This is a genomic window from Alcaligenes sp. EGD-AK7, from assembly GCF_000465875.3.
Taxonomy (GTDB): Bacteria; Pseudomonadota; Gammaproteobacteria; order Burkholderiales; family Burkholderiaceae_B; genus Alcaligenes; species Alcaligenes phenolicus.
This window is the reverse complement of record NZ_AVOG02000012.1, coordinates 326,297-338,254: the sequence shown is the minus strand read 5'-3', so window position 1 is coordinate 338,254 and position 11,958 is coordinate 326,297. Positions and strand designations below refer to the sequence as shown.

At 59.4% G+C, this 11,958-nt stretch carries 12 protein-coding genes; 1 reads left to right on the top strand and 11 read right to left on the bottom strand.

Annotation, left to right across the window (positions count from 1 at the left end):
• Positions 1-183 precede the first annotated feature (183 nt).
• The 11 genes from mhpT to hcaE form a co-directional block, all read right to left on the bottom strand.
• Positions 184-1,428: a 3-(3-hydroxy-phenyl)propionate transporter MhpT gene (gene mhpT / locus N879_RS10235; RefSeq protein ID WP_009459273.1), complete on the bottom strand. Its 1,245-nt coding sequence runs from the start codon at positions 1,426-1,428 to the stop codon at positions 184-186.
• A 142-nt stretch (positions 1,429-1,570) separates the two neighbouring features.
• Entirely contained in the window at positions 1,571-2,605 is a 1,035-nt protein-coding gene (gene dmpG, locus N879_RS10230) for a 4-hydroxy-2-oxovalerate aldolase (protein ID WP_031232697.1), read from the bottom strand.
• Between the two features lie 17 nt (positions 2,606-2,622).
• A complete protein-coding gene (locus N879_RS10225) occupies positions 2,623-3,567 on the bottom strand; it encodes an acetaldehyde dehydrogenase (acetylating) (RefSeq protein WP_021446924.1) in 945 nt (314 codons plus the stop codon).
• 25 nt (positions 3,568-3,592) lie between these two features.
• The gene (gene mhpD, locus N879_RS10220; RefSeq protein WP_009459271.1) at positions 3,593-4,390 is read right to left on the bottom strand and encodes a 2-keto-4-pentenoate hydratase; all 798 of its coding nucleotides are present in this window, start codon (positions 4,388-4,390) and stop codon (positions 3,593-3,595) included.
• A 1-nt stretch (position 4,391) separates the two neighbouring features.
• Positions 4,392-5,246 carry an alpha/beta fold hydrolase gene (locus N879_RS10215; protein ID WP_009459268.1) on the bottom strand — a complete coding sequence of 285 codons (855 nt, stop codon included), beginning with the start codon at positions 5,244-5,246 and terminating at the stop codon, positions 4,392-4,394.
• Between the two features lie 32 nt (positions 5,247-5,278).
• Positions 5,279-6,226, bottom strand: coding sequence for a 3-carboxyethylcatechol 2,3-dioxygenase (locus N879_RS10210; protein ID WP_009459266.1), 948 nt, complete (start codon positions 6,224-6,226; stop codon positions 5,279-5,281).
• Positions 6,227-6,240: 14 nt separating this feature from the next.
• Positions 6,241-7,527, bottom strand: coding sequence for a 3-phenylpropionate/cinnamic acid dioxygenase ferredoxin--NAD(+) reductase subunit (gene hcaD, locus N879_RS10205; RefSeq protein ID WP_021446923.1), 1,287 nt, complete (start codon positions 7,525-7,527; stop codon positions 6,241-6,243).
• Entirely contained in the window at positions 7,527-8,342 is an 816-nt protein-coding gene (hcaB, locus tag N879_RS10200) for a 3-phenylpropionate-dihydrodiol/cinnamic acid-dihydrodiol dehydrogenase (RefSeq protein ID WP_009459260.1), read from the bottom strand. The genes hcaD and hcaB overlap by 1 nt, the downstream gene beginning before the upstream one ends.
• Positions 8,339-8,659, bottom strand: a complete 321-nt coding sequence (gene hcaC, locus N879_RS10195; RefSeq protein ID WP_009459259.1) for a 3-phenylpropionate/cinnamic acid dioxygenase ferredoxin subunit — start codon at positions 8,657-8,659, stop codon at positions 8,339-8,341. The genes hcaB and hcaC overlap by 4 nt, the downstream gene beginning before the upstream one ends.
• Before the next feature lie 28 nt (positions 8,660-8,687).
• Positions 8,688-9,236 carry a 3-phenylpropionate/cinnamic acid dioxygenase subunit beta gene (gene hcaF, locus N879_RS10190; protein ID WP_009459254.1) on the bottom strand — a complete coding sequence of 183 codons (549 nt, stop codon included), beginning with the start codon at positions 9,234-9,236 and terminating at the stop codon, positions 8,688-8,690.
• A complete protein-coding gene (gene hcaE, locus N879_RS10185) occupies positions 9,233-10,591 on the bottom strand; it encodes a 3-phenylpropionate/cinnamic acid dioxygenase subunit alpha (protein WP_009459253.1) in 1,359 nt (452 codons plus the stop codon). Before hcaE ends, hcaF begins: the two co-directional genes overlap by 4 nt.
• Positions 10,592-10,976: 385 nt before the next feature.
• Here hcaE and N879_RS10180 point away from each other — a divergent pair, with 385 nt between their 5' ends.
• Positions 10,977-11,930 carry a LysR substrate-binding domain-containing protein gene (locus tag N879_RS10180; protein ID WP_009459251.1) on the top strand — a complete coding sequence of 318 codons (954 nt, stop codon included), beginning with the start codon at positions 10,977-10,979 and terminating at the stop codon, positions 11,928-11,930.
• Positions 11,931-11,958: the final 28 nt, after the last annotated feature.

Genomic DNA, 11,958 nt, shown 5'->3' with positions numbered 1-11,958 from the left:
CGCTGAAGAAGGGGGCAGTCCCCCCGAGCAGCCCCCAAGCTTGAAGACGAATTCACGCTTGGGGAGCTACGTATGTGTGGGGTGCGTCTTCCAGGTAGAACGCAGCCCTTGATGCAAGGGCTGACTCCAGGAGGGCTGGTGTTCAGGTTGCAGCTGGATTCCAAGCTGCAATTGGCTCTGTTCTCAAGCTTTTCCAGCGGCTGGCAGGGCGGGGCTGCCGGATGCTCGTGCCTGCTCCTGACTGATCTGACGCACTACCAGCAGCATGCACAAGGCTGAAACAATAATGCAGGGAATTGCCGAGCTGATGACGCCAGCGGCTCCATACCCCTGGCTAAGCAACATGCCTGCAAGGGTTGGACCCAGCGTTGCGCCGATACGGCCAACGGCTGCAGCGGTGCCGACGCCAGTGGCACGTACGGAAGTAGGGTAGACAATACCGCCAAAGGCATACAAGACGCCCTGGCAACCAATCACAAACGCACCCGTCAGTGCGGCAGCCCAATACATCTGCGTCAGGCCGGATGCGGCGTTCAGGCTTAACAAACCAGCCAGAATACCGCCGTACATCAGTGCAATAACCAGGGTTTTGTGCCAGCGGTCGGTCAGATACCCTAACAAGACGGTGCCCACGGTTGCGCTGACCATGAACCAGAATTGGGCTGTGCTGCCTTGCTTGCGGCTAAAGCCCAGCTCCTGGAACAGGGAAGGAAGCCAGCTCAGCATCAGGTAGACCACCATCAGCGTGAAAAAATAGCTGACCCACAAGAGTAGGGTGCGGGTGGCCAGACCATTGCTGAACAGATCCTGGAAGCGCCCTTGAACGACAGCAGGGCTTTGTCGAGCCTGCAGGAACTCGCGTGATTCGGGCAGGAACCATACCATGACAGGAATAACCAGCAGGGGGAGCAGGCCACCCAGATAGAAGATGTTTTTCCAGTTTTCACCAAAGTTGGAGGCGGCGACCAGTGACAGAATGGCGGCCCCAACAGGCATGCCGGCATACATCATGCCCACTGCACGGGCACGGTGTTCTGGTTTGACGGATTCGGCAGCCAGCGTAATCAGATTGGGCATGGCCGCGCCCAGACCGGCTCCAGCCAGAAAGCGCACCATCAACAGGATGGCCAGGCTATTGACCCAGGCAGTGAACAGGGTAAACAGGGCAAAGATGGCGACCGAGGCAATCAGCACGGCCTTGCGACCGTATTTATCGGCCCAGCGCCCGCCCATCAGCGAACCGGGTAGCAGTCCCAGAATGCCTGCACTTAGAAAATAACCTTGGTAGGTTTTATCCAGACCAAACTCTGCTGCTACGCCTTTCACGGCAATACCAGCGGCCTGGATGTCCATGCCTTCGATAACGGCGATCAGAAAGCAGATCGCCACGGTGATGACCGCATGTCTGCGGCCTTGAGTATGTGTCATTGCTATGTCTCCTCGGTTGACCGGGACGTTTTTCTTGTTGCTTCTGCCCCCTGCCCGCCCCGAATTCAGGGTGCAGAAACCCGCTCACCGCCTGGCAAGGCAGCGCTGAGCGGGGGTAGAACTTTTTTTTAGAGTCTCGGAATCAGGCTGTGGCGCCTTGGCGCTGCAGCAAATCCAGGGCCACGTCCACAATCATGTCTTCCTGTCCGCCCACCATGCGGCGTTTGCCCAGTTCGACCAGAATGTCCACGACTTTCAGCCCGTACTTGTTGGCTGCGGCTTCGCTGTGGCGCAAGAAGCTGCTGTAGACACCGGCGTAACCCAGGGCCAGGGTTTCACGGTCTACACGGACCGGGCGATCCTGCAGCGGGCGCACAATGTCGTCGGCGGCATCCATCAGGGTGTACAGATCGGTGCCATGGTTCCAGCCCATGCGCTCGGCAGCCGCAATAAAGACTTCCAGCGGTGCATTGCCGGCACCTGCGCCCATGCCTGCCAGGCTGGCATCAATGCGGTCGCAGCCTTCTTCAACGGCCACAATGCTGTTGGCCACGCCCAGGGACAGGTTGTGGTGGGCGTGAATGCCGGTCTGGGTTTCAGGCTTGAGTACATCCTTGAAGGCCCGGAAGCGTTCGCGCACATCGTTCATGTTCAAGGCACCGCCCGAGTCCACCACATAGCAGCAGGTTGCCCCGTAGCTTTCCATCAGCTTGGCCTGTTCGGCCAGATGCTGAGGACTGGTCATGTGGCTCATCATCAAAAAGCCGGCGGCATCCATGCCCAGCGAGCGGGCGTATTCGATGTACTGCTTGCTGACGTCCGCTTCCGTACAATGCGTGGCAACGCGTACGATGCGTGCGCCGGCGTCGTAGGCGGCTTTCAGATCATGAATGGTGCCAATGCCCGGCAGCAGCAAGGTGGCAATCTTGGCGTGCTGCACGACCGAGGCCACCGCCTCGATCCACTCCAGATCAGAGTGCGCCCCAAAGCCGTAGTTGAAGCTGGAGCCGCACAGCCCGTCGCCGTGGGCCACTTCAATCGAGTCCACCTTGGCCTGGTCCAGGGCTCGGGCAATGTCGATGGCGTTCTGCACGCTGTACTGGTGACGCACGGCGTGGCTGCCGTCGCGCAAGGTCACATCGGAAATAAACAGTTTTTTTTGTGGATCGTGTGCCATGTTCGTGTCCTTGCTAATCATGCGGCCTGCGTCAGCAAGCGGGTTTGTGCCAGACGCTCGGCACAGGCCAGGGCGGTGCTGGTCATGATGTCCAGATTGCCTGCGTAAGCGGGCAGATAATGGGCCGCACCTTCCACCTCGATAAAGACCGACGTTTTCAGACCGGAGCGCAAGCCCAGACCGGGCACATTGATGGGCTGGTCTTCCCCGATCAGGTCAAATTGCACTTTTTGCTTGAGGCGATAGCCGGGCACATAGGCCTGAACCTGGGCTGCCATAGCTTCAACCGATTGCTCGATTTCAGCCTCTTTGCCCGGATCAGTCAGGGTGTAGATGGTGTCGCGCATCAGGAGCGGGGGCTCGGCCGGGTTCAGCACAATAATGGCTTTGCCTACCTGTGCGCCGCCTACCACTTGCATGGCTTTGCTGGTGGTTTCCGTGAACTCGTCAATATTGGCGCGTGTGCCGGGACCGGCCGACTTGGACGAGATGGAGGCGATGATTTCCGCATAGTGCACGGGGGTGACTTGCGAGATGGCAGCGATGATGGGCACGGTGGCCTGTCCGCCGCAGGTCACCATATTGATGTTGGGCGCGTCCAGATTGTCCTCCAGGTTCACCACGGGCACGGTGTACGGGCCAATGGCGGCAGGCGTCAGGTCAATCACCTTGATGCCGTGTTCTTGCAGCAGCGCATTGTGGCGGGCATGGGCCCCGGCACTGGTGGCATCGAACACAATGCGAATGTCCTGGAAGTTGGGCAGCTTCAGCAGCCCTTCAATACCTTCATGGGTGGTGGGCACGCCCAGCCGTGCCGCACGGGCCAGGCCGTCCGAGCTGGGGTCGATACCGACCATGGCACCCATGCTCAGGTATTTGCTTTGGCGCAGTACCTTGATCATCAGGTCGGTGCCGATATTGCCCGAGCCAATAATGGCGGCGGCAATTTTGGGGTTTGTCATGTGTGTTACTCCGAACAAAGAGGACTTAGCCTGCGCTGAAGGTGACCGATACCGAGCCTATGCCCTCGATCACGGCTTCAAAGTGATCGCCGCTGGCTACCGGCGCCATGGGGCCCAGAGCGCCGGTCAGAATGACATCCCCGGCCTTGAGCGGATCACCCAGTTTGGCCAGGGTGCGGGCCAGCCAGGCGGCTGCATTAAAGGGGTGGCCCAGGCACTCGGCACCACTGCCGCTGGAGGCCGCTTCGCCGTTACGCAGCAGAGTCATGCGGGCGGCGCGCAGGTCCAGACCATCCAGGCGACGGGCGGGTCCGCCCAGCACATACAGGCCGCTGGAGGCGTTGTCGGCCACGGTATCGACAAAGCGGATGTCCCAGTTTTCGATGCGGCTGCCCACAATTTCCAAAGAAGGCATGACCCAGCCTACGGCGGTGGCGACATCCGCAAAGCTGGTGTCGGCGTGGGGCAGGTCGCGCTCCAGAATCAGGGCGATTTCGGCCTCGATCTTGGGCTGCAATACACGTTCGAAGGGGACGGTGTCGCCATCGCCATAGGCCATGTCGGCAAACAGGGCGCCGAAGTCGGGCTGGTCCACGCCCAACTGCTTTTGCACCTTGGGGTTGGTCAGGCCGATCTTGCGGCCCGTCAGGCGGCGTCCCTGCGCTAAGCCACGAGCAATATTGATACGCTGGATGTCATAGGCGGCCTGGGCATTGTCTTCACCGATCAGAGCGCGGATCGGTTCAATGGCCTGACCGCTGTGTTCGGCCTGGCGCAGGCGGGCAGCCAGCGTGTCCAGCAGTTCAATGGATGATTCGCTCATCTCAACGCTCCAGGAAGTCCAGAACCAGCTGGTTGAACTTCTCGGCATGTTCCCATTGCGCCCAGTGGCCGCATTGGTTGTAGACGTGCAGCTCGGAGTTCGGGATACCCGCCAGCAAGCGCAGGCCGGTGTCAAAAGGAACGACACGGTCCTGACGGCCCCAGATGATCAGGGTGGGGGCGATGATGCCGGGCAGGCGCGGGCTGAAGTCGGGGAACTGGCGCGGGTTGGCTTCCAGGGATTTCAGGAAGTTTTCCAGGTGATCCTTGCGGCTGAGCATATTGTTCAGACGGGCTTGCAGCAGTTCTTCGGTCAGAACGCTGGCATCGAACACAAAGACATTGTTAAAGCGCTTCAGGTTTTCCAGCGTAGGTTCGCGGTACAGGCCGTTCAGCAGCTTGATGCCTTCGCTGGGCATGGGGGTGAACAGGCTCATGCCACCTGTGCCGCCGCCCATCAGAACCAGTTTGGCCACGCGTTCGGGCCAGGTCAGAGCAAAGGCCACCGAGCTATGTCCGCCCATGGAGTTGCCCAGCATGTGAATCTTGGCTATGCCTAACTGGTCGATGATGCTTTTGACGACACGGGCATTCAAATCCGAGCGCGAACCGCTGTTGACGATGGAGTCGCTCTTGCCCCAGCCGGGGCAGTCAATCAGCAAGACGCGATAGCCGGCCTGGGTCAGGGGTTCGATATTGCGGTTGAAGTTGGCCCAACCGGTTGCACCGGGGCCCGAGCCGTGCAGCATGACGACGGTCTGTTCGCCCTGGCCCAGATCGTTGTAGTGAATGCGCAGTTCCTTGCCTTCCTCGACCACGGTCGCGAAACGGCTGTAATCAGCTTCATTAAGACTCATGACAATCTCCTGATGTTTTGTTGTGGTGGATTTCAGTTCTTGCTGGGATGGGCGGACAAGCCGCCAAAACCGGCAATCCACTCGGGAATTTCGCGGTAGTAGCGATGGCCTGCTTCGTAAGGGCCATAGGCCGACAGCCCGGCAAAGGCGGCTACCCAGGTTTTGACTTCGTGGGCGCTGCGGCCTGCCAGGGCGGAGACCTCGTCGTTGGCGACCTCATCGAGCTGGGCATAGCGCTGCGTTTGCAGCAGATCCAGAAAGTTCTGGTCCCACTCGGGGTTAAGCGGATGCAACACCGAGTGGTCCTGGGTGAAAGCCTTGCCAGCATCAATCGTGCGCTGGGTGCGAGCGGCACGGGCTTCGGGCGACAGGGTGTAGCCTTCGCCATCCAGAGAGCGGCGCACGGGTTCGGGCGCTTCGGCGTAAACGGGCACGGGGGGCTGATGTGACAGGCCGCCGGAACCCAGCCACAGCACGCGTTTTCCGGTAGAACGGGCCCATTGACCGATGGCTTCACCCAACAGGCGTGCACGCTTGAACGTGGGCAGGGGGGCCGCTACCGAGTTGATGAACACCGGAATAACCGGGTACTGATCCAGACTGCCTACCAGATGCTCCAGCGGATAGGCAGCACCGTGATCCACCTGCATATCGTGTGAAATCGCCACATCCACACCGCTATTGATGACATGGGTGGCGCAGTCGGTAGCCAGCTCGAAGGGCACGTTCAAGCGCCCGGCCAGACTGCCAAAATCCCCAATCGCATGGGCACCTGTGCCGATGCAAAAGCTGGGCATGACGTTATAGAAAAAACCATTGAAGTGATCGGGCGTGAACAGCACGATCAAATCCGGTTTGAAGGCGGCAATGCGCTCGCGGGCGGCTTTTTGTACCGCAAAGACTTCGTCCAGCACGGCCTGTGCCGGGTCGTGATGACCCAGCAAGGGGGTGTGCGATAAGCACTCCAGATGTGCCTGCATCCCGGTCTCCTGTTTTATGAGTGTGAAGGGGCCGCGACGCATGGAGCCGCGGCTTGTGCGGCAAGCGCAAGACTCGCCCCCTGTTTGGCCAGATTGCGCAGGGCCTGGGTGGTATCGGCCCAGACCTCCAATGGCAAGATGGCTCTTTGTTCAATCAATTCCTTCAAGGGACGCATGTCGCGACCTTGGTTGACGGTGATGGCGCCACAGATGGCACCTTCCGGGTCCAGGCCGATCAGCACAAATGGCGTTTGCTGCAGTGAGCCACGCAGGACCCAATGAGCCGCCTGCATCTCCCCGGCGAATTGAATATTCAGGTCGCATTGGTCGGTCCAGAACCAGGAGGGAGTGGCTTTGGCGGGTTCCTGGTTCAGCATGTGGCACACAGCCATCACGGCCTGGCGGTTGGCGTTCTCCCAGGTTTCCTGCCGCTGCCAGCGGCCATCCAGTCCGATCTGAACGGTGGTGTCGCCGGCGGCATAAATGCCTGGGCAGGAACTGCGGCCATGCTCATCAATGACCACGGCGCCTTGCTCGGTATTTAGCCCGGCACTGTCAGCCAGGCAGGTGTCTATGGTGACGCCTACGCCGTAAATCAGCAGATCACCTCGCAGTGTCTTGCCGTTGCTGAGTGTCAAAGCAATTTTTTGTTCAGCTTCAAGGCTTGCATGCTCGACATGGGTGCCCAGATGAACGTGGACGCCGCGCGCTTGATGGACGCCGAGCAAGTAATCGCTCAAGACTTCGGGAGCATTGCGCGACATGATGCGGGTGGCCGGGTCGATCAGCTCGACAGTTGCGCCCATGGCGACCAGGCTGGAGGCCAGCTCCAGACCAATCACGCCAGCCCCTACCAGCAGTGCATGACTACCGGGTTTGATCTGGGCGCGAATGCGATGGGCATCGTCCAGGGTGCGCAGCACATGCGATACAGAACCCAAGACATCCAGTTCGGGCAGGCGTCGGGCCTGCGCACCGGTGGCCAGCAGCAGCGAGTCGTAGTTCAGGCTGTCACCATTGGACAGACTGACCTGACGAGCTTGAGCATCAATAGCCACAGCACGTACGCCCAGTCTCAGATCGATATTCTGTTCCTGGTAGAAACTTGCGGGGTGCAGTGTCAGTTGGGCCTGTTCGGGGTTGAGCAAGGCATCCTTGGACAGCGGTGGACGCTCATAGGGCAGATGAGGCTCATCACCGACCAGCGTGATCGAGCCTTGAAAACCACGGCTGCGCAGTTCAGCGGCTGCTGTGGTACCGGCCTGCCCAGCTCCAATAATGAGGATATGTGGTGCTTGCATCACAGCTCCAGACCGCCAGCCACATTGCGGATGCCCCGGATACCCAGGCCCGCATCAGCATTGATCATGACGCCGGTCAGCGTCTGGTTGTTCTGGCGTGATGCCAGCAGCACAAAGGGGCCGGTAAATTCTTCTGGTTCGGGGAAGAACTGCAGGGGCAGGATGGCCTTGATTGCATCGGGCGAGCGTGAGTCCATGATGCGGGTGTCTTGCTGACCCAAAGCCTGCGGTCCGCGCAGATCGGTTTTCATGCCGCAAGGGCCCACGCCATTGACGCGTACCTTGGGGGCCAGCTCGAATGCCAGTTCACGGATCAGACCGACCGCCGCGTGCTTGCTGGCGGTGTACAAAGGGCCACCGCCTTCGGCGTAGAAGGCGGAGTTGCTCAAGGTAAAGATCATGCTGCCGCAGGATTTCACCAGCTCGGCGGCAGCCGCTTTGGCCCCAAGCAGATAGCCTTTGACGTTGATGGCAAACAGCTCATCAAAGCCTTTGTCCAATTGCTCCATGCTGGTGTTGATCAGGCGTGCGCCGTGATCCCAGACGGCCGCATTGCCAATAAAGCAGTCCAGCTTGCCAAAGCGGGCCACTGTGGCAGCGACCGCTTTTTGATTGTCGGCCGCGCTGCACACGTCCCCCTGGATGGCCAGCACCTTGCCTTCAAAGTGCTGCTCCAGCTGGGCGCATTTTTCTGCCGAGCGTTCCAGCACGGCCACCTTGGCCCCTTCTTTCAAAAAGCGCTCCACCAGAGCCAGGCCCAGGCCGGAGCCGCCTCCGGTGATCAGTGCGACTTCGTTTTCAAGCCAGCCTTTCATGCCTGGGCCTCCAGATCGATATAGACCATGCCTTCGCTGATGATGACCGGATAGGTACGCAGCGCTTCCGTGGCGGGCTGGCACAGTGCCGCGCCCGTTTTCAGACAGAAGCGGGCAGCGTGCAAGGGGCACTCCACGGTGCCGTCGTCCTCGACATAGCCTTCGGACATGGACGCGTTGCCGTGGGTACAGCGGTCGTCCGTGGCGTAGAAGGTGCCAGCGATATTGAACAAGGCGATCTGGCGCTCGGGGGTGTCTATCTTCAGTGCTTCGCCATCGGCCAGCGCACCGGTTTCACATGCAGTAATGTGGGTCATATCAATCAACATCGGAAAATAAGCGGGTTCAGAACAGAACGCTTAAGTTGTGGGAGGTAATGACGACCTGATCCAGAACGATTTCGCGTTCGTACAGCTCCCAACCAAAGCGGTTGTCGCTGCGGCGCACGCAATCAATGCGTTTGCCGGCATACCAGGTCTCATCCCGTTCTTTCTGAGCGCGGTACAGGATGTAGTTGCTGCGGATCTCGTAGCCCTGGCCATCGCTCGTTGGGCGGATACGCAGATTGCTCACAAAGTGACGGGTGCGGGAGGGTGGCTCTTCCGCCCAGGCCATGCCGGTTTCCAAACGTGCGACGCGGCGCTCCAGCTGGAACTTGTTGTCGTTGAAGATCCAGGTGCTCGGTGGCTGCACACTGCGCCGACGATCGCGGGTTTGCGCATTGGTCGTGCTGCGCATGTGGTAGTGCACATCCTCGGACAGCAGGTCCAGCCAGTCACGGAACTGCCAGTCATCCAGCAGTTCGGCTTCCTGGTACAAAAAGTCGGCAATCTCGTGATGCAACTGCATGTCGACGATGGCCGCTTGAGTCGGCTCTTGAATGACGGCGCTCATTTCACCAGCTCCTCTTCGTAGGCACGGCTGCGTTCCAGTACTTCATCCCAGGTTTCGGACACCATCAGGTCGGCCCAGTACTTGTACAGGCCACGGGCGGCGGTCTCGGAGAAGATGTAATTGGTCACACCGGGTACGCCATCGCTGCGCAGCCCTTCGTTACCCAAGCCCATTTCCATGCACAGTTGCGTGCCGCGAGCGCGTTTGCCACGCAGGATTTTCTGGATTTCAGCCCAGTTCTCGGAGTCGTCCTGTTCCAGGAAACCGGCGGGACCGAAGGCGCGGGTAGCGCTGCGCTCGAAGGCGGCTTTTACATCGTCGGGAGCGGCTGCATCGGCAATGCAAAAGGCCCAGACTTCTACCTGATTGGGGCCACGGGGATGCCAGACGCGTAGTGTGGCGGTGCCGTTCAACCAGCTCAGGGTAGGGAACATATTGTTGTGACCGGCCAGGCGCAGGGCGCGGACTTCACCCAGGCGCTCGTGGGCTTCGGCATAGGTGTCGCGGAAGTACTGGGAGACTTCACCGTCCACCCACACGTTGGCGTCAGGCTGCTCGGTAAAGAAGAAGCCACTGCCATGGCCGCGCTGGCCGTACTGGACGGCGTCCTTGGCGGTTTCCCAAACCGGGCGTGCGGTTTGTCCGGCGCCCAGAGCCTTGTCCTCGTCACCGGGTTTCTGGCCCAGCACTTGCACGGCAGAGGCGTGCGAGAACAGGGCGTGATACTGGTCGGAGGCAAACTGTTCGGCGGGGAATTTCCAGTTGCATTCGATGGTCCATTTCTGAACACCACCGATGATTTCAGTGCCGCCTTCGCGTCGGTCCAGCACACCGTCCAGGTACCAGGCAATGTCGCCCATGTACTCTTCCAGATCAGGCGCTGTGGCGTCCCAATTGCCAAAGACCAGGCCTTTGTATACTTTGACGCGGGTTACTTCCTGCAGGCCCCACTTTTCCTTGCACAAGCCTTGCGGATAAGCGCGAGGCTCCAGCGGTACATCCACCAGATCGCCGTTGGTGCCGTAGCTCCAGCCGTGGTAGGGACAGGTAAAGGCTTTGGTATTGCCCGAGTCTGCATAAGACACGCGCATGGAGCGGTGTCGGCATTGGTTCAGAAAGGCCTTGATCGAGCCGTCTTTCTGACGAACCACGATGATCGGGTCCTCGCCCATATAGGTATTGAAGAAGTCTCCCGCTTTGGGAATCTGGCTGGTGTGGCACAAGAACAGCCAGGTGCGGCCAAAGATGCGCTCCAGCTCCAGCTCATAAATATCCGGGTCGGTGTAAATGGAGGGGGTGACGCGTCCATTACGTGCATCGACCAAGGCTTCGATTTTTTCAGGGTTGATTCCCATCGTTTGCTCCTCGCTATTGCAATGCGTGCTTTTGCAAAACAGGTTTTTGTCGCTAGCGGCAAAATGTAGAAGCTTGAAATGAATCCGACCAATACTTGCTTTAGATCGGGTGATCGGCAAACCCGATAAGTCCCTCTAAAACCCCTTGCTTACATGTAGGTTTCGGTTTCAGGCCAGTATTGATGCGGCTTTGGCGACACCTAGGGTTTACGCTAGCTATGATTGCTGCGCTGCAGCATTGAAGATTGGGTCTGCTTTTCAGGGCGTGGGAGCGGCGACAATAGTGCCTAAAAGAAAGGCTTGTTTTGGTCCTCACAGCAGGCTGCGTCCAACGCTGTGCGGGTACGTTCCGGGCAGGGAACGATCAATTTGACAGGAGACAAACTTGGAGTTGCGACACTTGCGTTACTTCGTTGCAGTCGCGGAAGAGTTGAATTTCACCCGTGCTGCCGAGCGGCTGTATACCTCTCAACCCTCCTTGAGCGAGCAGATCCGAAATCTGGAAGAAGAGATCGGTTATCCCTTGCTGAACCGCACGCGCCGTAAAGTCGAATTGACCGAAGCAGGTGTGATTTTTCTGGATGACGCGCGCGAGATCCTGCACAAGGTGGAGGAGGCCGTACAGCGGGCCGGCAAGGCCGCCTCGCAGGCGCGGGAAGTGCTGACGATAGGCTTTGTGCCCGCGGCCGAGGTGCGTATCTTTCCAGCAGTGCTGCCCGCTTTTCGTGCAGCCTTTCCTCAGGTCGATGTAGTGTTGCGCAGCCTGACTTCCAATGAGCAGGAGGGAGCCCTGGCGCGTGGCGAGCTGGACCTGGGATTCATGCGCGGCCCGGTGCGCGCCACCAATGTGTTCAGCGAAGTGGTGCTGGATGAGCCCTTGCGAGTGTATCTGCCTCAGGGGCATAGCCTGGAGGCTTATAGTCTGATCCCGCCGGCACGCCTGAATCGCTTGCCCATGATTGCGGTGGATCGTTCCTATGGCCGCTCCATGCACGATGTGCTGGCCCGCTATCTGGCTCATCATAAAGTGGTGCCCGAGCACACCTATAACTCGGCCAACCCCCTGATGAGTATTAATCTGGTCGCTGCTGGCCTGGGTTATACCTTGCTGCCTACCTACGCGGAATACTTCATGCCCAAGAATGTGGTGTCGCGCCCCTTGATCGGTGGCGGCCCGCGCTGTGAATTATTGATGGCCTATCCACGAGATACAGGCTGCATGAGCGAGGCTGCGGTCAGCCTGATAGAACGTATACGGGAGCTGGCTCGCTGGCACGGTTCGGGCCCCTCGGCTGCCAGTCATTTGAAACTGGCTCCCAGCAAAATCGCCTGTATGTAGTTGCACATACAGGCGAGGGCGTTTTTCA